Annotated in this window: 24 protein-coding genes; 10 read left to right on the top strand and 14 right to left on the bottom strand. The window is 59.9% G+C overall.

What is annotated here, in order from left to right; genetic code table 11:
* Positions 1–54 precede the first annotated feature (54 nt).
* The 4 genes from pnp to SJY21_RS09295 form a co-directional block, all read right to left on the bottom strand.
* Positions 55–2190 carry a polyribonucleotide nucleotidyltransferase gene (gene pnp, locus SJY21_RS09310; RefSeq protein ID WP_377509376.1) on the bottom strand — a complete coding sequence of 712 codons (2136 nt, stop codon included), beginning with the start codon at positions 2188–2190 and terminating at the stop codon, positions 55–57.
* Positions 2191–2650: 460 nt separating this feature from the next.
* Positions 2651–2920 (bottom strand): 30S ribosomal protein S15, encoded by a 270-nt coding sequence (rpsO, locus tag SJY21_RS09305; RefSeq protein ID WP_148056714.1) that lies wholly within the window; start codon positions 2918–2920, stop codon positions 2651–2653.
* 126 nt (positions 2921–3046) lie between these two features.
* Positions 3047–3883, bottom strand: coding sequence for a calcium-binding protein (locus tag SJY21_RS09300; protein ID WP_377509373.1), 837 nt, complete (start codon positions 3881–3883; stop codon positions 3047–3049).
* A gap of 108 nt (positions 3884–3991) precedes the next feature.
* Positions 3992–4513, bottom strand: a complete 522-nt coding sequence (locus tag SJY21_RS09295; protein WP_377509370.1) for a DUF1643 domain-containing protein — start codon at positions 4511–4513, stop codon at positions 3992–3994.
* A gap of 93 nt (positions 4514–4606) precedes the next feature.
* Between SJY21_RS09295 and SJY21_RS09290 the strand changes: the two genes are divergently transcribed.
* The 3 genes from SJY21_RS09290 to SJY21_RS09280 are packed head-to-tail and all read left to right on the top strand — an operon-like array spanning position 4607 to position 6088.
* Positions 4607–4987: an antitoxin Xre-like helix-turn-helix domain-containing protein gene (locus tag SJY21_RS09290; RefSeq protein WP_377509367.1), complete on the top strand. Its 381-nt coding sequence runs from the start codon at positions 4607–4609 to the stop codon at positions 4985–4987.
* Positions 4974–5690 (top strand): RES family NAD+ phosphorylase, encoded by a 717-nt coding sequence (locus SJY21_RS09285; RefSeq protein ID WP_377509364.1) that lies wholly within the window; start codon positions 4974–4976, stop codon positions 5688–5690. The genes SJY21_RS09290 and SJY21_RS09285 overlap by 14 nt, the downstream gene beginning before the upstream one ends.
* Positions 5691–5719: 29 nt before the next feature.
* Positions 5720–6088, top strand: a complete 369-nt coding sequence (locus SJY21_RS09280; RefSeq protein WP_377509362.1) for a VOC family protein — start codon at positions 5720–5722, stop codon at positions 6086–6088.
* Here SJY21_RS09280 and truB read toward each other — a convergent pair.
* From truB to rbfA, 3 genes are read right to left on the bottom strand one after another with little or no spacing between them, the layout of a single operon-like run.
* Positions 6085–6987 (bottom strand): tRNA pseudouridine(55) synthase TruB, encoded by a 903-nt coding sequence (truB, locus tag SJY21_RS09275; protein ID WP_377509359.1) that lies wholly within the window; start codon positions 6985–6987, stop codon positions 6085–6087. The genes SJY21_RS09280 and truB overlap by 4 nt on opposite strands.
* Positions 6988–7016: 29 nt before the next feature.
* Complete coding sequence (locus SJY21_RS09270) at positions 7017–7754, bottom strand: phosphodiester glycosidase family protein (protein WP_377509356.1); 738 nt, start codon at positions 7752–7754, stop codon at positions 7017–7019.
* On the bottom strand, positions 7754–8149 hold the full coding sequence (gene rbfA, locus SJY21_RS09265) for a 30S ribosome-binding factor RbfA (protein WP_377509354.1): 396 nt from the start codon (positions 8147–8149) through the stop codon (positions 7754–7756). The genes SJY21_RS09270 and rbfA overlap by 1 nt, the downstream gene beginning before the upstream one ends.
* 77 nt (positions 8150–8226) lie before the next feature.
* Here rbfA and dapB point away from each other — a divergent pair, with 77 nt between their 5' ends.
* A complete protein-coding gene (gene dapB, locus SJY21_RS09260) occupies positions 8227–9036 on the top strand; it encodes a 4-hydroxy-tetrahydrodipicolinate reductase (RefSeq protein WP_377509352.1) in 810 nt (269 codons plus the stop codon).
* Positions 9037–9332: 296 nt separating this feature from the next.
* On the opposite strand, the gene SJY21_RS09255 is transcribed toward dapB, so the two are convergent.
* The 6 genes from SJY21_RS09255 to SJY21_RS09230 all read right to left on the bottom strand — a co-directional run bounded on the left by SJY21_RS09255 (position 9333) and on the right by SJY21_RS09230 (position 16425).
* Complete coding sequence (locus SJY21_RS09255) at positions 9333–10688, bottom strand: hypothetical protein (protein WP_377509350.1); 1356 nt, start codon at positions 10686–10688, stop codon at positions 9333–9335.
* A 66-nt stretch (positions 10689–10754) separates the two neighbouring features.
* Positions 10755–11762, bottom strand: a complete 1008-nt coding sequence (locus SJY21_RS09250) for an ABC transporter ATP-binding protein (protein WP_377509347.1) — start codon at positions 11760–11762, stop codon at positions 10755–10757.
* 13 nt (positions 11763–11775) lie between these two features.
* The gene (locus SJY21_RS09245) at positions 11776–12606 is read right to left on the bottom strand and encodes a carbohydrate ABC transporter permease (RefSeq protein WP_377509344.1); all 831 of its coding nucleotides are present in this window, start codon (positions 12604–12606) and stop codon (positions 11776–11778) included.
* Entirely contained in the window at positions 12606–13586 is a 981-nt protein-coding gene (locus SJY21_RS09240; RefSeq protein WP_377509341.1) for a carbohydrate ABC transporter permease, read from the bottom strand. Before SJY21_RS09240 ends, SJY21_RS09245 begins: the two co-directional genes overlap by 1 nt.
* A 100-nt stretch (positions 13587–13686) precedes the next feature.
* Entirely contained in the window at positions 13687–14958 is a 1272-nt protein-coding gene (locus tag SJY21_RS09235) for an ABC transporter substrate-binding protein (RefSeq protein WP_377509338.1), read from the bottom strand.
* Positions 14959–15138: 180 nt separating this feature from the next.
* Positions 15139–16425: a LacI family DNA-binding transcriptional regulator gene (locus SJY21_RS09230; RefSeq protein WP_377509335.1), complete on the bottom strand. Its 1287-nt coding sequence runs from the start codon at positions 16423–16425 to the stop codon at positions 15139–15141.
* Here SJY21_RS09230 and SJY21_RS09225 point away from each other — a divergent pair.
* A complete protein-coding gene (locus SJY21_RS09225; protein ID WP_377509333.1) occupies positions 16409–16699 on the top strand; it encodes a dihydrodipicolinate reductase in 291 nt (96 codons plus the stop codon). The genes SJY21_RS09230 and SJY21_RS09225 overlap by 17 nt on opposite strands.
* A 3-nt stretch (positions 16700–16702) precedes the next feature.
* Here the strand turns inward: SJY21_RS09225 and SJY21_RS09220 are convergent, their stop codons facing one another.
* Entirely contained in the window at positions 16703–16882 is a 180-nt protein-coding gene (locus SJY21_RS09220) for a DUF1674 domain-containing protein (protein WP_377509330.1), read from the bottom strand.
* Positions 16883–16949: 67 nt separating this feature from the next.
* Here SJY21_RS09220 and SJY21_RS09215 point away from each other — a divergent pair, with 67 nt between their 5' ends.
* The 5 genes from SJY21_RS09215 (at position 16950) to SJY21_RS09195 (ending at position 22752) form a co-directional block, all read left to right on the top strand.
* Complete coding sequence (locus tag SJY21_RS09215) at positions 16950–18224, top strand: RsmB/NOP family class I SAM-dependent RNA methyltransferase (RefSeq protein ID WP_377509327.1); 1275 nt, start codon at positions 16950–16952, stop codon at positions 18222–18224.
* Positions 18225–18338: 114 nt separating this feature from the next.
* Positions 18339–20066 carry a heparinase II/III family protein gene (locus SJY21_RS09210; RefSeq protein ID WP_377509324.1) on the top strand — a complete coding sequence of 576 codons (1728 nt, stop codon included), beginning with the start codon at positions 18339–18341 and terminating at the stop codon, positions 20064–20066.
* A 13-nt stretch (positions 20067–20079) separates the two neighbouring features.
* Positions 20080–21669, top strand: coding sequence for a bifunctional phosphoribosylaminoimidazolecarboxamide formyltransferase/IMP cyclohydrolase (purH, locus tag SJY21_RS09205; RefSeq protein WP_377509321.1), 1590 nt, complete (start codon positions 20080–20082; stop codon positions 21667–21669).
* A 37-nt stretch (positions 21670–21706) separates the two neighbouring features.
* Positions 21707–22174 carry a signal peptidase II gene (lspA, locus tag SJY21_RS09200; RefSeq protein WP_377509318.1) on the top strand — a complete coding sequence of 156 codons (468 nt, stop codon included), beginning with the start codon at positions 21707–21709 and terminating at the stop codon, positions 22172–22174.
* 65 nt (positions 22175–22239) lie between these two features.
* Positions 22240–22752, top strand: coding sequence for a DUF3035 domain-containing protein (locus SJY21_RS09195; RefSeq protein ID WP_377509315.1), 513 nt, complete (start codon positions 22240–22242; stop codon positions 22750–22752).
* Positions 22753–22798: the final 46 nt, after the last annotated feature.

Here is a 22798-nt window from a genome sequence, read left to right as displayed (position 1 = left end):
AAAAGGCCCCGATGTTTCCATCGGGGCCATTTGATTTTCCAAAGAGTTGAAAGATTACTCCTCGTCCTTCTTTTCTTCTTTCGCTTCTTCGCCGGTTTCCTGATCGACGACTTTCATCGACAGGCGCACCTTGCCGCGATCATCAAAGCCCAGCAGCTTGACCCAGACGTCCTGACCTTCCTTCAGGACATCGGACGGGTGGTTCAGGCGGCGGTTTTCGATCTGGGAGACGTGCACAAGGCCGTCCTTTTTGCCAAAGAAGTTCACGAAGGCACCAAAGTCGACGATCTTTACGACGTTGCCTTTGTAGATTTTGCCTTCTTCGGGTTCGGCAACGATCGACCAGATCATGTCGTAGGCTTTCTTGATCGAGTCGCCGTTTGGCGATGCGATCTTGATGATGCCTTCGTCGTTGATGTCGACCTTGGCGCCGGACACTTCGACGATCTCGCGGATCACCTTGCCGCCCGACCCGATCACTTCGCGGATCTTGTCGGTGGGCACCTGCATCGTTTCGATGCGCGGGGCGTGAACAGAGAAATCGCTGGCCGAGGTGAGGGCCTTGCCCATTTCATCCAGGATGTGCAGACGGCCGGCCTTGGCCTGTGCCAGTGCCTTTTCCATGATTTCGGGCGTGATGCCCGCGACCTTGATATCCATCTGCAAGGAGGTGATGCCGTTTTCGGTGCCAGCGACCTTGAAGTCCATGTCGCCAAGGTGGTCTTCGTCACCAAGGATATCCGACAGGACCGCATAGGAACCGTCATCTTCGAGGATCAGGCCCATGGCGACACCGGCAACCGGTGCCTTGAGCGGCACGCCAGCGTCCATCATCGACAGCGAACCGCCGCAGACGGATGCCATTGACGAGGAGCCGTTGGATTCGGTGATTTCCGACACAACGCGGACCGTATAGGGGAAATCGGTGGCGGCGGGCAGAACGGCCTGAAGGGCGCGCCATGCCAGTTTGCCGTGACCGATTTCGCGGCGGCCCGTGAACCCAAAGCGGCCAACTTCGCCAACCGAATAGGGCGGGAAGTTATAGTGCAGCATGAAGTTCGACTTGTAGGTCCCGTGCAGCGCGTCGATCATCTGTTCGTCGTCGCCGGTACCCAAAGTGGTCACAACCAGACCTTGGGTTTCGCCGCGTGTGAACAGGGCCGACCCGTGGGTGCGGGGCAGGATGCCCACTTCGCTGACGATCGGGCGGATCGTATCAAGGGCACGCCCGTCGATACGCTTGCCGTTCTTCACAACGTCACCGCGCAGCACGCTGGCTTCGAGCTTTTTCATGGCCGACCCAAGGTTTTCGTCAGCCAGCTGCTCTTCGGTCAGCGCGGCCTTGATGGTCTCGCGGGCCTCGGCAACAGCAGTTGTGCGCTCTTGCTTGTCGGTGATCGCGAATGCGGCGCGCATAGCCTTTTCGCCGGCCTTTTTGACCGCGGCGGACAGATCGCCGTAATCGGGGGCCTGGAAATCAAATGGCTCTTTGGCGCAGTCTTCGGCCAGATCAATGATCAGGTCGATGACGGGCTGGATTTGGTCGTGGGCGAATTTCACCGCGCCGAGCATTTCTTCCTCGGTCAGTTCGTAGGCTTCGGATTCAACCATCATCACGGCGTCTTTGGTGCCGGCCACAACCAGATCAAGGCGCTGATCGGGGTTTTCGCGCAGCTTGTGCATGTCGTCGATTTCAGGGTTCAGGATGTATTCGCCATCCTCGAAACCAACGCGGCAAGCGGCAATCGGGCCCATGAAGGGCGCGCCCGAGATTGTCAGCGCGGCCGAGGCCGCGATCATCGCGACCATATCGGGATCGTTGACAAGGTCGTGGCTCAGCACGGTGCAGATCACCAGCACTTCGTTCTTGAAGCCTTCGACGAACAGCGGGCGGATCGGACGGTCGATCAGGCGGCTTGTCAGCGTTTCCTTTTCGGTCGGACGCGCTTCGCGCTTGAAGAAGCCACCGGGGATTTTACCGGCGGCGTAATACTTTTCGTTGTAGTGCACGGTCAGCGGGAAGAAGTCCTGCCCCGGCTTTTGCTGTTTGGCGAACGTCACGTTGGCCATGACAGAGGTTTCGCCGTATGTGGCGATTACGGAACCATCTGCCTGACGGGCAACCTTGCCCGTTTCCAGTGTCAGCGTTTCTTCGCCCCACTGAATGGATTTTTTCACTTCGTTAAACATCTATCGTTTCCTATCCGGGCCAATCTTGGCGTTCCAAGTGCCCTATTGCATGGCGGCCCCATTGCCGCCGATCCCTGTCCTTTGCACGATGTCGGGATCAAGCATCACGTCTCAGATGGCTGCGCCATATACCGGATTGCAGGGTTTGGGAAGGGGGAGGGGTGTAATGAAGGCGAAGTTGCAATTTGCTGTATCAGTGGGGCGCGCCTTTGATTGCAACCCGGCGCGCATGCGCCATGCCCGACCTCCCCCATGGGAGGGCATCCCCGCAACAGGCGCAGCGCTTGGAACGGGGGTTCGGCATTGAAACATCTACACTCCCAAGTGCAGAGGCCCTCCCGAGGTCGGGCATGGCGCATGCGCGCCTACGTCGTTCTTGGACCCGAACCGGACGCCACTGCAAAAACGCAAAACGCCCGCCAGAGTGGCGAGCGTTTCAAATCGTAACCGACCCGTGCGTTTAGCGGCGGATGCCAAGGCGCTTGATAAGGTCCTGATAGCGGGCTTCATCTTTGGCTTTGGTGTAGTCCAGCAGCTTGCGGCGCAGGGCGACCATTTTCAAAAGGCCACGGCGACCGTGGTTGTCTTTCTTGTGGGTCTTGAAATGCTCGGTAAGGGTCGCGATGCGGGACGACAGGATGGCAACCTGAACTTCGGGCGAACCGGTGTCGCCTTCCTTGGTTGCGAATTCTTTCATCACGCGTGCTTTTTCTTCAGCAGTAATCGACATCGGGGTCTCCTTGGTTAAGGGTGATGGCGCAAGCCGGGATGTCGTCCAGCAGGGCCCTTGGAGGGTGTCGCGGATTCGTCCGCGATGGGTGCTGATAGGGGCAATCGCATCAAAAGAAAAGGGTGTTTATCCGGCAACCAGTTGCACTGTGGCCAGATCAAGCGCGTCGACCCCCGCAAGCGTGGCCACGGGCATCCCGTTGGCGAACAATGTCAGGCCGTCTGCATCGGTCGCCGTGGTCAGGACAGGTTCTGCACCGCTATAAAGAACCACCAGCGCATCTTCATCCGCGTCATAGTCCATGACCGACAGGCTGCCTTGGGCGTTGTCCATCGTAAAAATGTCCGCCCCAGTGCCGCCACTCAGGACATCACCGGCGTTGCCGATCACTGTGTCATTGCCTGCGCCACCGTTGAGGTAGTCGATCTCGGCCGTTGCTTCGCCGGTTGCGCCGTCGATTACATCGTCGCCAGACCCGCCGTGCAGCACGTCCTGACCGGCTTCACCGATCAACAGATCGTGCCCAAGCGACCCCAGCAGGGCATCGTCGCCCGTGCCACCCATCAGGGTGTCATCGCCGCTGCCGCCATTCAGCTGGTCGTCACCTGCGCCGCCATTCAGCATGTCGTTGCCGATATGGCCGAACAGACTATCGTTTTCGCCGCCGCCATCGGCGATGTCATCGCCCGCGCCGCCATGCAATTCGTCGGCGCCGCCACTGCCAGCCAGCGTGTCGTCGCCGCCTTCGCCATCAACGTAGTCATCCCCGCCAAGGGCGTCGATATCGTCGTCCCCGTCACCGGAATAGATCACATCACCCGCGTCAGACGGGATGTCGATGACCGGCTGGTCTTCGGCGATGGCGGCCGTTTCGGTTGCTTCTGCGGCGGTTTCGTCGCTATCGGGACCGATCAGCGCCGCACCGGCAAACGCAATTCCAAGGAGTCCAAGAAGGGCAAGCATAGCATTCTCGATTTCATGAAGGGGTGGGCCAGCTTTGGGCCGCAACAGTTTTCAAGAATTCTTATAGCATTTTTCGCCGAATTCGCGGCATGCAAAGTTACCAATTGGTTAACCTGCAGGGGCCGCCGTCCAGAGTGCAGGCTGCTGCGTATAGGCGATATAAAGGGGGTGTTTCGGGTGTCCCGCCTTGGTCAATCCAAGGGTATAAAGCGGTGCGCCGGTGCTGCGCAGCAGTGTTTCGACAGCCGCCCCGCGCCCCAAGTGATCCCCGTGTGCGCCCCAGGCGGCGATAATCTGGTCGGCCCATGTGGTGCCTTCCAGGATCGCGGCATCATTGGCGGGGCCAACCGGATCGGCAGCGGCGCGCATCTTGCGCGGATCGGTATCGCGCCACGCAAAGATATTGGTCACGCAGAACCCGCCAAAACCCAGCGCACGGGCACGTCTTTCGCAGCGTTCCACGGTCGGGTCATTTTGCACTTCGGTGGCGGTGGACGGGTTCAGCATCACGAACAATGCCTTGCGTCCACCCCTGTCCCAGACCCGTTTCAGGCTATAGCGATAGCGCTCGCAGTCGGAATAAACGGCTGTGCTGGGCGCGTCGCCTTTGGTATGAGTGCGGGTGATCATTGGGGGTGTTTAGCAAGCCTTGCGCGCCTCGTCACGGCGCGATCTTGATTTCTGTGGAAAGAATGTGTATATTTCTTGCCAAGGAGGTGCGCTATGCAGCTTGAAACCAAATCAGTCTTTGATGCCAGCCCCGAAAGGGGCCGCGTTCTGGCCAAGGCCACGTTCAACGCCGCGCGCGAATTGGGCCTGACCCAGAAAGAGCTGGCGGCGGCGATTGGCGTGAGCGAGGCCACCGTGTCGCGCATGAAAGACGGCGGATATGATCTGGCTGGCAAGCCGTTCGAGCTGGCCGCCTGTCTGGTGCGCCTGTTCCGGTCGCTGGATGCGATTGCGGGCGGTGATCCCGATACGATCCGCGGCTGGATGAAAAACCCCAACAGCGATTTGCATGACGCACCGCGCGCATTGATTGTGCAGGCGGCGGGGTTGGTTGGTGTGATGAACTACCTTGACGGCGCCCGTGCCCCGACCTGACACGCCCTACGCCCCTTATCGCGGCAATGTCTGGCGCTTGATCGAGGGGCAGTATCGCTCGGCCACCGTGCGCATTGTCGATACCGATCCTGAACATGCGCTGCTTGAGGATATTCTTGAAGAGTCCAAACCGCCGGTGCCAGCGGCATGCCAGCATCTGGATTATCAATTCTGGTCGCCGTTCCGCTATGGCTGTTATCCGCGCGCCTCGCGGTTCCGCCGCGCGGGGCAAACGCCGGGCGTGTGGTATGGCGCGGAACGGGCGTTGACGGCAGTAGCCGAAAGCATCTGGGGGGCTGTCGCGTTCTTTCGCGCCTCGCCCGAAACACCGATGCCGCGCCGCCCCGTGGAGCACACGGCGGTGCAGGCGGATATCCGCGCCGTGGTGGCTGTGGACCTGACCGATCCGGTCATGGTCGGGCAGGGGCGCTGGACGGATCCCAGCGACTATTCCGATTGTCTGACGCTGGCGGATCAGGTGCGCAATGACGGCTGCGAGGCGATCCGCTATCAATCGGTGCGTGACCCGGATCAGGGCGCCAATGTTGCCGTGCTGGCCTGTGCCGCCTTTGCCCAACGCGCGCCGATTGCGCAGCAGACGTGGCACATTACACTGCGCCCGACCCTTGTGCGCGCCCATTGCGAAACCCTGCGCCAGCGCCACCAGTTTGCGGTTGGGGCGGATGCGTTGGAACTGTGCTAGGGTGGGTGGGATAGCTGAAAGGACAGACTATGGAACTTGGTGCATTTTCGATCAGCCTTGGGGTCAAGGACTTGCAAGCCTCAAAGGCATTCTATGAAAAACTGGGGTTCAGCCAGTTTGGCGGCACAGACGAACATAACTATGCGATCATGAAAAACGGCGACACGCTGGTTGGCCTGTTTCAGGGGATGTCCGAAGGGAACATGCTGACTTTCAACCCCGGCTGGGATCAAAGCGCTGGCGAGGTGAATCCGTTCACGGACGTGCGCGAGATCAAGGCGTCACTGGCCGATGCAGGTGTCGACATCCAGCAGGAACAGGGCGGGGCCGAGGGGCCAGCCAGCTTTGTCGTGATTGACCCTGACGGAAACCCGATCCTGATCGACCAACACCGCTAGGCCACGAAAACCCGACTTGGGTGCAATTCGCCGCCCTTGAACACGCCTACAGCAATCGCGTGGCCATTGTGGCAGGCCCAGCATTCGTCGCCGTATTCCACATCGCCCATGACCAGCGCGGGATTGCCATTGCGCAGTTTGGTGACGCTGTCGGCGGGGCAATGGACCATCGGCAGGTCTTGCAGCCCGACTTCGAGCGGGCGCAGATGCGCGTCCAGTTCGGGCGATTTCGCAAGCGCGTCGATCTGGTCGAGCGTCACGCCGTCCTCAACGTCAAACGGGCCGGACCAGATGCGGCGCAACTCGCGCACATGGCCAAAGCATCCCAAGGCAGCGCCCAGATCACGGGCGATGGCGCGCACGTAGCCGCCCTTGCCGCAGGTCATTTCCAGCGTCACATGATCGGCGTCGGGGCGGTCGATCAGCAGCAGTTCTTCGACCCAAAGAGGCCGTGCGGCGATTTCGAAGTCTTCGCCATCGCGGGCGCGTTTATAGGCGCGTTGACCGTCGATTTTCACGGCTAAGAACGCAGGCGGCACCTGCATGATATCGCCGACGAACTGGCCCAGCGCGGCTTTGATCTCGTCGTCTGTCGGGCGCGTGTCGCTGGTGGCGGTCACTTCGCCATCGGCATCATCGGTGTTGGTCGCCTGACCCAGACGCACGGTGAATGTGTAGGCCTTGAGGGCGTCGGTGATGTAGGGGACAGTCTTGGTTGCCTCGCCTAGTGCCACAGCCAACACGCCGGTTGCATCGGGATCAAGCGTGCCTGCATGGCCCGCCTTTTTCGCATCAAACGCCCATCGGACCTTGTTCACGACGGCGGTCGAGGTAATGCCCGCAGGCTTGTCCACGACCAGCCAGCCGGAAATGTCGCGTCCCTTGCGTTTGCGTGCCATCACAGTCTCCGAAGAAGTAAAAGGGCGGGTTAGTTGCTGGTGGCGTCGCCGTCAACAGGGGCCAGCACGCCAACGATCGGCCCCATCTGCCAGCCGAAATCATCGCGGCCCAGTTGCGGCGCATAAAGGCGGCTGACCTTGCCATCGAAGTAAAGCGCATTGGGCAGGCCCAACGCGTCACGGAACAGCGTGGCGAAATCGTGAAAGTTGACCGGCTCGTTGGAAATCGCGAACACTGCACGGGTGCCGCTGGCATCGGTGCCCACACCGTTGCGGTAATAGCGCGAGGTGCCATCGGGGATCAGGCGGGGGTGCAGCGTGCCGCCCTGCACCAGCAACGGCCCGGATTGGGTTGCATGGGTGCAAGTGGGGGTGTCGTTCAGGTAGTCACCGGTTTCGATCACCTCGAGCGCGCCTCCACGGATGCAAAAGATCCCGTTGGGCAAAAGCCCGAAATTTCCCGGACCCGCAGATGCGATCACGCGCATTTCCTCGGCTCCGTCCTCGATATAATGACCCACGGGCGCGCGATCATCGTGATACATGCCTGCATTCATCGCAAACAGCAGGGTGCGGCCCGTGTGCTGTTCCACGGCACTGAAGGTGCCCAGAATATCGCCTGCGCCGTCACGCAGGAACAGTTGCAGATCGTCATCCGCGCTGACCTCGCAAACTGTGTAGGATTGTCCAAGATGGGTAAGGTCGGAGCAGTCAACCGCCCACGCGGGGGCGGCGAGCAGGCCAAAAAAGGTGGCAAGCCGCAGCATCAGTCGTCCAGATCTTGGCGCACGTGATCTTCGGCTAGCAGCGCGCGGGTGTGGTCCATCCGGTCAAATGTTTCGTCGATAAAGAACCGCAGGTCCGGCACATGTTTCAGCGCCAGCGCCTTGGACACAAGGTGGCGCAGCTCGCCTTTGTTCTTGCGCAAGGCAAGCAGGGCTTCTTCGGCGTTATCCCCGCCCAGGGGCAGCACATAGGCCGTGGCGATGGAAAGGTCGGGAGTGATACGCACTTCGCCTACGGTGATCATCATGCGCCCCAGATCGGGGTCATGGACTTCGCCGCGCTGGAGGACTTCGGACAGCCTGCGCCGGATCAGTTCCCCGACCCGCAGTTGCCGCTGGGAAGGGCCGCGCCCTTCGTGTGATCTGTTCTTTGCCATATGGCCCATGTAAGGAATATAGGAAGACTTGCCAAGGCGCGCCTTGGCGGGGTGCCAAAGACGTGAGGGAACGGGCCATGCATCATCAGGACGGAATAGTCATCACCGGCGCATCAGGGCGTATGGGACAGATGTTGATCAAGACTGTGATGGCGTCGGACAAGGCGAAACTGGTCGGCGTGCTGGAGCGCGAAGGCCACGACTGGATTGGCCGCGATGTGGGCGAAGCGATGGGTGGTGCCGCACTGGGCATTCATGTGACCGACGATCCGGTCGAGGCATTTGCGCGCGCGCAGGCGGTGATTGATTTCACGGCCCCCGCCGCCACGGTGGAATTTGCGGCATTGGCCGCGCAAGCCCGTGCGGTGCATGTGATCGGGACGACAGGGCTGTCGGATGATGACCTGACCAAGATCAAAGCAGCCGCCCGTCATGCGGTGATTGTGCGGGCGGGGAATATGTCGCTGGGCGTGAACCTGTTGGTGCAGTTGACCAAGAAAGTGGCTGCGGCGCTGGACGAGGATTTCGATATCGAAGTGATCGAGGCGCATCACAACCAAAAGGTCGATGCGCCATCCGGCACGGCGCTGATGCTGGGCGAGGCTGCGGCCGAAGGGCGTGGCGTTTCACTGGCCGATGTGCGCGACAGCGGGCGCGACGGGATCACCGGTGCGCGGCGGCGCGGTGACATCGGTTTCACCGCGATCCGTGGCGGGGATATTGTCGGTGAACATGACGTGCTGTTCGCCGCCGCCGGAGAACGGATCACCCTGCGCCACGTCGCGACAGACCGCGCGGTGTTTGCGCGCGGTGCGCTGAAGGCCGCACTCTGGGGGCAGGGGCAGAAACCGGGTGAATACGATATGGTGGATGTGCTGGGGTTGTAGAGGGACGGGTTTGAACTCTAGCTGAGTTCATAGTGCGAGGTGTGGATGCGCCATGCCCGACCTCGGGAGGGCCGTGGTTTTGAGCGGCAAGTGAGATGCTGGGAACAACTTGCGTTCAAAGTGCATTAGTTGTTGTTGGAATGCCCTCCCGTCGGGGAGGTCGGGCATGGCGCATGCGCGCCGGAGTGCGTTCCAAGGATTCCTGTCGGGCACATTGAACAACCTCATCGCCATGCAATACCACGCATGTCAAATGCCAAAAGGGGCCGACGTTTCCACCGGCCCCTTTATTCAAATCACTTCAAATAATCCAGCCACGGGCTTTGTTCGGCGATCATGTGGTCGACCAGTTCGGGGATGCCTTTGGACACGGTCACCACCGGATCGACCAGCAGTGCCTGCACAACAAGGTCTTTCTTCTTCTGCAAGATCGCCTCGGCTGTCAGGTTGTGGATGCCGATCTGGTTGGACAGCAAGCCACGGATGCCCACGGGGATGTCCAAGGCGATGCCGTGCACGCCGTCCTTGTCCACATTGGCAGGCACTTCGACGGCGATCCAGTCAGGCAGGTCCTTGATGAAACCGGCGTTGGGGATGTTCACGGCGGCTTCCTCGTAGGCGTTGCCGGTGATCAGCCCTTCCATGATCGGGACCACACGTTCGTGCAGTTCCTTTTCGATCGTCGGGGTCACGTGGCCCAGATAGTTGCGGTAGTAGGTGTAGAAATCCAAGATGCCGCGGTGATCCGAACAATCATGCGCCCACTGGATATATTCGCCAAAGTGGCTGTCATAAGTGATCGGCAGCGCACCGAAGTTATCAAGGATCACCTTGAACAACCAGCGGTCCGACCACGGGCGCACTTCGGTGATGTGGGACAGGTCGATGTCCATCCAGCCTTCGGTGTCCACGGCCTTGCCGGTCTTGCGCGAGGCGTTCAGGATTTCAGAATAGCCGGGCTGTTTGCCAAAGTAATCTTCGGCCTTGGCGCGCACGTCATCGTAGGCCGATTTGCCGCTGTCCACATAAGTCACGTCCGTCATCACCGAGAAGTGGTTCAGGCCACCGGCGCGGTAGTGGATCTTGTCACGCGCAACACCCAGAAGTGGCGGCAGGTGACGCTCCAGCGAGGCAATCTCGTGGCACATGCCGATGAATTTGATACCCGGATAGGCACGGTGCACGGTGGTCGTGATCCGGCTCATCGGGTTGGAGTAGTTGAACACTGTGGCGTTTGGCGCGTGGTCCATCACCTTGCCGCAGATTTCAAGGATCGGCGGGATAATCCGCAGGGCGTGGAACAGCCCGCCGGGGCCGCCGTTTTCGCCGTAAACCTGGCCAATGCCGTATTGCTGCGGAATTTTCCAATCCATATCCCACAGGGCGAAACGATCCCCGACTTCGATGGAGATTACCACGAAGTCCGCGCCCTTCAGCGCCTTGGGAAGGTCGGATTCGACCGAAATGGTCTGTTTCAGACCATTGTCGGCGATATAGGCGTTGGCGACCTTTTCGGTGCGTTTGGCCGCGGCTTCATTGATGTCGTTCAAGACGATCTGTGCGTCTGTAAGGTGGGCGGATTGAAACACATCCCCCAACATGCCTGCGCCGAATTGAAGGCTGCCTGCGCCGACGAGTACAATTTTTGTCATTTTCCATAGCCTCAGAGTGTCCGGAATCCCACCGGAGCAAATTTAGGTTGCGATTTCAGTTTCGTTTTAGCCGAGTGGCTTGTCGTCCTGCCCGAAACGGTGAACATTTCCGTCCACCGGCTTGAGCGATACTTCGGCGCCCAGTTTGCCGAACCATTTGCCGGATTGGCGCACGATAATCGGTTCATCCGAACCGATTTCGATGAACAGGAAGTGGTCGGACCCAAGGTCTTCGGTGTGGATCACCTTGCCTGTCCAGATACCGCTGCCATCCTCGACCACTTCGATGTGTTCGGAGCGGATGCCAAGGGTGGTGCAATCGAACGCATCCGCAAATGCGCCGGTCATAAAGTTCATCTTGGGCGAACCGATGAATCCGGCAACAAACGTAGAGTTGGGACTGTCATAAAGTTCGGCAGGGGTGCCGACCTGTTCGACCATTCCATCACGCAGCACGCAAATCCGGTCGGCAAGTGTCATGGCTTCGACCTGATCGTGGGTGACGTAAACCATGGTCACGTCCTGCATGTCGTGGTGCAGCTTGGCAATTTCCAGACGGGTTTGCACACGCAAGGCAGCGTCAAGGTTGGACAGCGGTTCATCGAACAGGAATACGCGCGGGTCACGCACGATCGCACGGCCGATGGCAACACGCTGGCGCTGTCCGCCCGACAGTTGTTTGGGCAGGCGATCCAGCAGATGATCGATCTGCAAAAGGTCGGCCGCCTTGCGCACACGTTCGTCCTGTTCGGCCTTGGTCGCCTTGGCCAGCTGCATGCCGAAAGCCATGTTATCAAACACGGTCATATGCGGATAAAGCGCGTACGACTGGAACACCATCGCGATACCGCGCTTGGAGGGGATCACGTTGTTCACGCGTTCGCCGTCAAACATCATGTCGCCCGACGTGATTTGTTCAAGCCCCGAAATCAGGCGCAACAGGGTGGATTTCCCGCAGCCCGAGGGGCCGACGAACACCATGAATTCGCCCTTCTTGATATCAAGGTCGATGCCCTTGATCACTTCGACCGCGCCATAGGACTTACGGACAGCTTTGAGTTCGATATTTGCCATTATTACTCTCCGATTAGCCTTTGACGCCGCCAGCGGTCAGGCCCGCGACGATCTTGCGTTGGAAAATGAGGACCAGAATGATCAGCGGAACCGTCACGATAACGCTGGCCGCCATGATGGACCCCCAAGGGATTTCCTGCTGGCTTGCGCCAGACAGCAGGGCGATGGCCACAGGCACGGTGCGCTGGGATTCCGAAATTGTGAAGGTCAGCGCGAACAGGAATTCGTTCCACGCGCCGATAAAAGCCAGAAGGCCGGTTGTCACAAGGGCAGGCCACAGCAGCGGCAAGAACACCTTGGTGATGATCACCCACGGAGTTGCACCGTCAACAATTGCGGCTTCCTCGATCTCTACGGGCAGATCACGCATGAAGGTGGTCAGCACCCAGACCGTAAAGGGCAGCGTAAAGATCGTGTAGCTGAGGATCAGTGCATATGGCTTGTTGTAAAGGCCCAGGATATTGACCAGCTCATAAAGGCCTGACAGCACGGCGATCTGCGGGAACATCGACACGCCAAGGATCGTCATCAGCAGCAAACCGCGCCCGCGAAAGCGCACCCGTGCCAGCGCATAGGAAGCGGTGACAGCGAGCAGCAGTGCAAAACAGACCGTAACACCAGCGATAAAGACCGAGTTCACAAGCGACAGGATAAAGCTGCGTTGTCCAAGGACGTTCCTGTAATTGTCCAACGAGAATGATTCCGGCAGGAAGTTCGGCGTGAACAGCGCGGTGCCCGTCTCAAAGCTGGTAATTACGGCATAGTAGAACGGATAGACCGCGATCACGACGATCAGAAAGACCGCAAAGTAGAACATGATGTTCCAGAATGGTGTGCGTTCCATCAGCTTTTCTCCCCTGACAGATCAACCTTGCCGAGCTTGATATACATCAGCACGAACAGGGTGATGATGAGGAACAGCAGCGTGGACATGGCCGAGCCTTCGCCATAGTCGCCAAACTGCTGCAATTCACGATAGGACAGCACGGACATCGTGACCGTCGAATCCGATTGCGGTGTCAGCAAGTAGATCAGATCGAAGATGCGCAGCGCGTCCAGCGCGCGAAAGATCACGGCCACAAGGATCGCGGGCCGCAGCAATGGCAGCGTCACGCGGAAGAACACCTTGACCGGATGAATGCCGTCCAACTTGGCCGCTTCATACATGTCGCGCGGGATCATTTGCAGACCGGCCAGCATCAAAAGCGCCATAAAGGGCGTGGTTTTCCAGACGTCCACAATCAACACGGCAATCATCGCCGTGTCCGAACTGGCGGTCCAGGCAATGGGTTTGTCGATCAGTCCCACCCCCATCATCATGTAGTTGATCACGCCGAACTGGTCGTTCAGCATCCAGCCCCACATCCGTGCCGACACAACAGTCGGGATCGCCCAAGGGATCAGGATGGCAGCGCGGACAAGGCCGCGGCCTTTGAATTCCATGTTCAGCACCAGGGCGACAAGCAGGCCCAGCACCGCTTCGAGCGAAACCGACACGATCGAGAACCGCACGGTGTTCCACACCGCGTTCCACCAGTCGCCATCCACCAGCACACCGCGCCAGCGCACCTCGCCATTCGAGCGCACGCGGCGTTCGAGGTAATTTTCAAAGCCGACCCAGCTCGACTGTCCATTGAAAATGGTGTCAGCGGTGGCGTCGGTAAAAGAGAAACTGATCGAGCGGAACAGCGGCCAGGCGGCCACCAACGCAAGCATGATCAGCATCGGGACCAAGAAGGTATAGGCGGCGCGGACACGCTGCTGTTGCAGGTTCAACTCGCGCTTGCCACCCGTTGGGGGTGTTTTGATATCTGTAGAAGCCATTGTCCCTCCCAGGTCTTGCTTGCCCCGATTTTTCGGGGTCGGTGCAAGGGGTGCATCGGGCAGGGATTGCCCGCCCGATGCGGTGTCTTAGATCGACGGATTACTCGAGCAGATCTTCCAGATCGAGCTCGAGGTCAGCCAGTGCTGTTGCGGCATCTTCGTTGCCGGACAGAACCGAGTGAACTGCCGAGAAGAACAGTGTCGACACTTCGTTGTAGTCCTGACGGGTTGGCGCCGATGGACGTGGCACGGCCTGCAGGAACACGTCTTTCCACTGCGGGATGATCGGCTGCTGCTCGGCGATATCAGCGTCTTCGTAAAGGCTGATGATCGTGGGCAGGTTGGATGCAACCAACGCACGTGTTTTCTGTGCTTCTTCCGAGGCCAGATAGATCGCAAGGCTGATCGCCGCGTCTTGGCTGTCGGAATACTTGGACACAGCAACGTTCCAGCCGCCAAGTGTGGCAGCAGACGTGTCATGGCCCTGGCCAGTTGGCAGGGTAGTCACGCCGAACAGACCTGCAACCGCAAAGTCTTCGCCGTTGCCCAGACCGTAGGCATAGGGCCAGTTGCGCATGAACACGGCGTTACCCGTCTGCCAGACGCCGCGTGCGTCTTCTTCCTGATAGGAAATCACGCCTTCGGGCGAGATTGTCCCGACCCAGGATGCAGCCAGTTCGATTGCTGCGATTGCGTTTTCGTTGTTGATCGAGATCGTGCCATCGGGTTCGATGATCTGGCCACCGCCCGAGGATTTGACCCACTCAAGCGCGTCACAGGTCAGGCCTTCGTAGGCGTTACCCTGCCACACGAAACCCCAGATGTCGTCGTCGCCTTCGGCGCGTTCCGCATCCTGGATCATTTGCGCGGTTGCGGTCAGTTCTTCCCATGTGGTCGGAACGTCAGCGCCGTGCTTTTCCAGCAGGTCGGTGCGGTAGTAAAGCGCAGGAGCATCCGTAAAGATCGGCAGCGCGACCAGCTTGCCGTCAACGGTCTGCGATTCAATGATCGAGGGGAAGTGCAAACCGGCGATGTCGGCGGCAGCATCTGTCAGATCGACAAAGTGGTCAGCCAGTTGTGGCGCCCAGATCACGTCGGTCTGATACAGGTCGATGTCGCCGTTACCCGCGGCAAGCCACAGGCGATACTGGCCGAACTGGTCAGTCGTGGAAGATGGCATTGGCACCAGCGTCACAGTGTGACCGGTTGCTTCTTCCCAAGGGGCGACGATTGTCTTGAAGTCTTCGACGGCGTTGCCGACGGCACCCGAAACATAGGTGATTTCGTCAGCCGCGACCGCAGTCGCGCCAAAAGCTGCAACAGCAGCCGCAGCAGTGGTCCGCATCATTGCGGATTTCACAGTGATAGTCATGGAGTTCCTCCCAGTTGCATGAATCGGGGTCTCCCAACCCCGGTCCGAAAAACGATTCTTCGGAAAAGTTCACCCGAAACGTTTCGGTAACGTTAGCGCCAACACACCCGATGCGTCAATATGATTCCTTTTTGAAGCTTGCGCGGGTCTTGTAGTGACCGAAATCTCCGGCGTGACGGGTTAAATATTACGCACCGAGGCGCGCTCGTAGAAGTAGTGCGCGCCGATTTCCTGCACGGTCTCAAGCTTTGCGCCATTCAGGGCTGCATCAAGATATTTTGCCAGCGGTTCCCAACTTTCAATGAGCGGCGATCCCGTTCCTGTCAGGGGAACCGGCAGTTGGTCAGGCGTGACATCGGGCAGCGCATCATCATGCCCCACGACTGAAACATCATGCGGAACGCGCAACCCAAGTGCTGCAAGTCCGTCATAAATTCCCTTTGCAATCCGTGTGTTACTTGCAATCATACCAGTCGGATGCGGCCCCTTGGATTGGAACATCCTGATCGTTTCACGCAGCCCCAGTTCCGCCGTCATGGTGCCGGTGACTTGGAAAGACCTGCGCGGTTTCAGCCCGGCTTCGGCAAGTGCGCGCGCGTATCCAAAGAAACGCCGTTGCACGAACGAGGCCTTTTCCTGGCCGTTGATAAAGGCGATTTCCCGGTGGCCTGCACGGATCAGTCGCTTGGTCAGATCATAGCCCACCGCAATGTTGTCGATGTCGTAAAAGGGGTAGTCGGGGTCCTGCATGGTCTGCCCATGAAGCACGAACGGAACCTTCTTTTCGCGCAGGAAATCGACCCGCGCATCGGCCACTTCCGGAATAATCACCACGAATCCGTCAATCGAACGGGACCTGACAAGACTATCGTAGACCTCGATGCCATGATCGGAGTCTTGCGACATGTGCAACATGAACTGCCGTCCAAGGCGTGCGAAGTTGCTCGAAAGGCCAGCAACGAACTGTGTGAAATACCATGAATCGGACGGGTCCGGCATTTCAGGATACACCAGCCCGACAATGCCTGACCGCCCTGTCACAAGGCGACGCGCCAAAAGATTTGGTTGATATTCCAATGCTTTGGCCGCACGCATCACGCGTTCTTTGGTGTCTTTGCTGACATCGCTATGGTCATTCAGGGCGCGGCTGACCTGCGTGACGGACAAGCCCAGATGGCGGCTCAGATCCTTGAGCGTTGTCATAAAAAGAATCTCCCTTAGGTCTGCAGACTGCCAAACCGAAACGTTTTGGGCAAGCCGCCTGCGATAGCCGAAACGTTTCGGGATTGACTCCATTCCGGCCTTTGTCCCTTTGAAACTGAACCAGCGGACTACTTCGTCCGTAATTATTCCAAACAACAGCTGGGTTTGAACGATGCGCACTACCTTCCTTAGTCTGGCACTTGCAGTGGGTCTTGCCCTTCCCGCGTCCGCCCAAGCGTTTGAAACCGTGTCGGACCGCGACACATTCCTTGCGCTACTTGATGGCCGGGAGCTGCGTCTGGGCGTGTTTGGTATCGCGCTTGATGTGCGCGCTGACGGCAATATCGTCGGTCGGGCAAGCGGGTGGGATGTTGTTGGCACCTGGTCATGGCAAGACGGCTATTTCTGCCGCGAAATGGACTGGAGTGGCACACCGATCCCTTACAACTGCCAATTGGTCGAGGTGCAGAACAACACCAAGATGCGCTTTACCGTCGATCGTGGGGCAGGTGACGAGGCAACGTTCAACCTGCGTTGACGATCAAAAATCGACAGCGATCCCCTTTTTTTCCCAATCCCCGAAACGCACGGGTTCCGGCCCGTCGCGCCCGCCCAGTTCCACTGGCAGCGGTTCGTTTTTCGCGGCTTTGCGGCGCGCTTCGGCTTCTTGCAGCGCGCGCACGGCGGCGGCGGGCAGGTCTTTGGGCGTATTGTCGGTCATGGCGCGTCCTTGTGGCGGATCATCCCTTGATATACGCCGCGACCAGCTTTGAACAAGAGGACAGCCCATGAGCCAGCAAGGCCTTGCCCCGCGCCGCGCCGCCCTGCATCTGATCGACCAGATCACCGGCAACGGCAAACTGCTGTCCGAACTAGTGGGCGCAGGCGCGCTGCAGCATCTTGCCCCCGAAGATCGCGCGCGCGCGCAGCGACTGGCATCGGAAACCCTGCGCGGGATGAACCGTGCAGACCGGATGCTGGGCCGGTTCCTGCAAAAGACCCCGCCGCTGACCGTGCGCAATGTGCTGCGCCTTGGGACGGTGGAAATCGCGGGCGGTGCGGCTGGGCATGGTGTTGTGAATGCCTGCGTGGAACTGGTTGCGCGCGACAAGCGGACTTCGTCGATGAAAGGGCTGGTCAACGCGGTCATGCGCAAGATCGCCGCCGATGGGCCCGAAGGCTGGGCGAAACTGGCCGTGCCGCGCCTACCCGGGTGGCTGCGTGGCCCGCTAAGTGATGCCTTTGGCCGCGATGTTGTGATCGCGATGGAGGCGGCGCATTTCGCGGGTGCCCCGCTGGATTTGACAGCCAAGGGCGATCCGCAGGCGGTGGCCGATGCGCTGGGTGGCAAGGTTTTGCCGACTGGTTCTGTGCGTCTGGCGGATGCCGGGCAGGTGTCGGCGCTGGCCGGTTATGACACCGGCGCGTGGTGGGTGCAGGATGCCGCCGCCGCCATTCCGGTGCAGGTGTTGGCCCCGCAGAAGGGCGAGGTGATCCTTGATCTGTGCGCCGCACCTGGCGGCAAGACGATGCAGGTCGCCGCAGCCGGTGCGCAGGTCGTTGCTGTCGATGCCTCGGCAGGGCGCATGGCCCGCGTTGCTGAAAATCTGAAACGCGTTGGGCTGGAGGCCGAGACTGTGGTGTCTGATGCGTTTTCGTATGAAACGGACGGTTTTGACGCTGTTTTGCTGGATGCGCCCTGTTCTGCTACGGGCACGATCCGTCGCCATCCCGACCTGCCCCACGCAAAGGACGGATCGGAATTTGGCGCGCTGATCGAACAACAGGGCCGCATGATCGACCATGCCCTTTCCCTGCTGAAACCCGGCGGGCGCTTGGTGTTTTGCACCTGTTCCCTGCTGCCTGACGAGGGCGAAGTGCAGGTGGACGAGGCGCTGGAACGTCACCATGGGCTGGTCGCGGACCGTGATGCGGTAATGGTTGCAGGCATTGATCCGGCCTGGCGCACAAGCGAAGGCGGCTTGCGTCTGCGCCCCGACTATTGGGCGGATCAGGGCGGGATGGACGGGTTCTATATCGCGATGCTGCGAAAGCCTGCGTGACACGAATCCCCTAGAGCGGTATGTTGTTGCCAACCTTAAGATGCGCAAAGCACGACCAGAGGCAGCAGAGACTTGACACATTCGCAGATATTGCGCGCCAATGGTGCGCGTCTGATGGACCGCTTGCATGCGCGTCTTGCTGCGCGTGCGCGCCCTGCGAGCGGTTTTGTATCACAACCCGAACCACGCACGATTGGCCATTATGCCCGTGGCCGTCAGTTGATGGCGGGCAATTTCCTTTTTGCCGGTCAGTTGGTCGAGGCCAAGAATGCGTCGATCTGGGATGTCGTGCCGGATGATCCGCGTGTCGCCAATGTTGTGCAGGGCTGCGTCTGGCTGGATGATCTCGCGGCAGTCGGCGATGCCCGTGCCCGCGAAACGGCGCAAGCGTGGGTTGCTGATTGGATTGCCCGCTATGGCAGTGGCAAGGGGCCGGGCTGGACGCCTGACCTGACGGGGCGCAGGCTGATCCGCTGGATCAACCACGGTTTTTTCCTGATGCGTGGACAGAACCGCGAATTTACGGATGCCTATTTTCGCAGCCTTGCCCGCCAGACGATTTTCCTGTCGCGTCGCTGGACATCGACGCGCAGCGGCTTGCCACGGTTCGAAGCCCTGACGGGCATGATTTATGCGGGCCTGTCCCTTGAAGGGATGGAGCGCCACGTTGATCCAGCGGTGCGCGCGCTTGCACAGGATTGCAAATCCCAGGTCGACCTTGAAGGCGGGATCGCAACACGCAACCCCGAAGAACTGCTTGAGGTGTTCACCCTGCTGACATGGGCCCAGCAGGCCTTGGCCGAGGCCGACCGTGAGGTGCCTGAAACACTGTTGGCGGCCCAAGCACGGATCGCGCCGACCCTGCGCGCGTTGCGCCATGCAGATGGTGGTTTGGCGCGGTTTCACGGGGGTGGGCGCGGACTTGAGGGGCGATTGGATCATGCGCTGGCGCTGGCAGGCATGAAGCAGCGCCCAAGCGACGGCCTGCACATGGGTTTCGCGCGGCTTTCAGCGGGGCGCACATCTTTGATCGTTGACGCGAGCGCGCCACCCATTGGCCCGGCGTCATTTGATGCGCATGCCTCGACGCTGGCGTTTGAACTGACCTCGGGGCGCCGTCCGGTGATTGTGAACTGCGGGTCCGGAGCCAGTTTTGGCGAGGACTGGCGCCGCGCGGGCCGTGCGACACCCAGCCATTCGACTCTGGCGATTGACGGGTATTCATCGTCGCGTCTGGACCCGCCCGGTCGCGCCAATACCCTGCGCGGCGAACTTTTGGCAGAAGTGCCGCGCGATGTGCCCTACGTTCAAAGCACCGTGAGTGACGGGATACGGCTTGAGTTGGGCCATGACGGGTATCGCAGCACGCACGGGTTAACCCATGCGCGCACGCTTGATCTGGCTTTTGACGGCCGCGCGATGGCAGGCGAGGACTTGCTGACCACGCTAACCCCCGCAGACGAGGCGGCGTTCGATCGCGCCATGGATGCGGGCGCCTTGCAGGGGATCGCATTTGCGGTGCGGTTCCATATTCACCCCGAAGTTGAGGCGGCTGTCGATCTGGGTGGTGGCGCGATCAGCATGGCGCTGAAAAGCGGCGAAATCTGGGTTTTCCGGCAGGATGGCAGTGCGGAAATGACACTGGAACCTTCGGTTTATCTGGAAAACGGTCGATTAAAGCCGCGTGCGACACAACAGGTGGTTTTAACTGGTCGCGCAATGTCTTATGCGACGCGCGTCAGATGGTCGCTGGCCAAGGCTCAAGATACCCCAACCGCCCTGCGCGATGTCGGGATCGAGGATTTTGATGCGCACCTGACGGACGTGGATGAAACTGCCTGAGGGGGCCGCCTGAATGACCGATATGCAACCCGTGCGCCGCGCACTTCTGTCTGTTTCCGACAAGACCGGCCTGATTGATCTGGCCCGTGCGCTGGATGGCTACGGTGTTGAGTTGCTGTCGACCGGCGGCAGCGCCGCGGCGCTGCGCGATGCCGGATTGCCGGTGCGCGATGTGGCAGATGTGACGGGTTTTCCCGAAATGATGGACGGGCGTGTGAAAACCCTGCACCCGGCGGTGCATGGCGGGTTGCTGGCCCTGCGCGATAACGGTGAACATCTGGCGGCGATGGAACAGCACGGAATTGGTCCGATCGACCTGCTGGTGGTAAACCTTTATCCGTTCGAGGAAACCGTGGCCAAGGGTGCCGATTATGACACCTGCATTGAAAATATCGACATTGGTGGCCCTGCGATGATCCGCGCTGCGGCCAAGAACCATGCCTTTGTGAATGTCGTCGTCGATGTCGAGGATTACGACAAACTGCTGGGTGACATGGCGCAGCATAACGGTGCAACATGCCCGAAATTCCGCAAGAAGCTGGCGCAGCGTGCCTATGCCCGCACGGCGGCCTATGACGCGGCCGTGTCCACGTGGATGGCGGATGCGATTGGCGTGGACACGCCGCGCCGCCGTGCCTTTGCGGGCACCCTTGCGCAGACGCTGCGGTATGGCGAAAACCCGCATCAGCGCGCTGCGTTCTATCTGGACGGGTCAAACCGCCCCGGTGCCGCGACTGCGCAGCAGGTGCAGGGCAAAGAGCTGTCCTATAACAACATCAACGACACCGATGCGGCGTTTGAGCTGGTCAGTGAGTTTGCCCCCGCCGATGGGCCGGCCTGCGCGATCATCAAGCATGCGAACCCTTGTGGTGTGGCCCGTGGTGACACCTTGAAGGACGCCTATACCCGCGCATTTGATTGCGACCGCACCAGCGCGTTTGGCGGGATCATTGCGCTGAACCAGCCGCTTGACGGGGCCACTGCCGAAGAAATCGCGCAGATTTTCACCGAAGTCGTGATCGCACCTGCCGCTGATGATGATGCGCGCGCGGTGTTTGCTGCGAAAAAGAACCTGCGATTGTTGGTGACGGGTGAACTGGCCGATCCGACGGCTGCAGGGATGGCCTTCAAGCAGGTCGCGGGTGGCCTGCTGGTGCAGGACAAGGACACGGGGCGTTTGTCGATGAATGATCTGAAAGTCGTGACCAGGAAACAGCCCACCGATGCGGAAATGGCCGATATGCTGTTTGCCTGGACTGTTGCGAAGCACGTCAAATCCAACGCGATCATCTACGTCAAGGATGGCGCGACGGTTGGTGTTGGCGCGGGCCAGATGAGCCGCGTCGACAGCACCCGCATCGCCGCACGCAAGGCCGAAGATATGGCCCAGGCGATGGGCCTTCCCGCGCCATTGACCAAAGGGTCGGTCGTGGCATCCGATGCGTTCTTTCCATTCTCGGACGGTCTGTTGACCGCAGCCGAGGCAGGCGCTACCGCAGTTATTCAACCCGGTGGTTCCATGCGCGACGATGAAGTGATCGCCGCCGCTGACAAGGCCGGTTTGGCCATGGTATTTACGGGTATGCGCCACTTTAGGCACTAATCGCTGCCATTTGAGGGGCAGAACGAAAGGACGTGCCATGCGGCTGACATTTTGGGTGGGGTTTTGGGTGTTCCTGTTGGATCAGGTCACCAAATACATCGTGCTTTATCCGCTTGATTTGCAAACGCGGTTGTCGATTGACGTGCTGCCACCTTTGCTGAACCTGCGCATGGCGTGGAACCGCGGCGTGAATTTCGGCCTGTTTTCGGGGGCCGATATGCGTTGGGTGTTGATTGGCATTGCTGTCGTGATTTCCGCCTTGGTCCTTTACTGGATCCACAAGGAAAAGGTCGGCAAATGGGCCTATGTCTCGGCCGGATTGTTGGTGGGGGGCGCGCTGGGCAATGTGGTTGACCGGATCATTTACGGCGCAGTGGCGGACTTTTTGAACATGTCGTGCTGCGGGTTTGAAAACCCCTATGCATTCAACGTGGCCGACATCACGATTTTTGCCGGAGCGATTGGCCTTGTCATGTTCACGGGCGAAAGTAAAAAGAAAGCCTGAACACCCGTGACGCCGCCGCCAAGCTGCGCTAAACAAGCGGGGAAACCGACGACGGGGTTCGCGATATGCGTGCGATGATCTTTGCAACCACTGCTGTTTTGGCGCTTTCGGCCTGTGCGGGCGGGGATCGTGGCTTGCGTGATTTGCGCAGCAGCAGTGGCGGGCCTGACGAATTTACAGTGTTGCCGGTTGGCCCCTTGGCCCTTCCCGAAAGCCTGAACACATTGCCCGCGCCTACGCCAGGTGGTGCAAACCTGACTGATCCTAATCCCGGCGGTGAGGCCATTGTCGCCCTTGGCGGGCGCGAAAGTGCCGCGCGTGCCGGTGGCATTCCATCAGCGGACGCAGCCCTTGTGGCGCGCGCCGGCCGTCACGGCACCGATCCCAACATCCGCGCGACACTGGCGTCCGAGGACGAAGCATTTCGCAATCGCCGAGCGCGCGTAGGGTTCCTTGGGCTTGGCGGGCGTGACCGGTATTTTCAGGCCTATGCCGCGCAAGCCCTTGATGCCTACGCGGAACTGACGCGGTTTCGCAATCTGGGTGTCGCAACGCCCACAGCGCCGCCCGCGCCCTAACAGTCTTTTCACATAAGCGTTTGATGTCTTGAAGCCTGCGCGCACC

It is taken from the genome of Octadecabacter sp. R77987, assembly GCF_042466115.1.
GTDB lineage: Bacteria > Pseudomonadota > Alphaproteobacteria > Rhodobacterales > Rhodobacteraceae > SW4.
The sequence above is the reverse complement of the archived record's forward strand: the minus strand, read 5'-3'. Positions and strand labels throughout refer to the sequence as shown.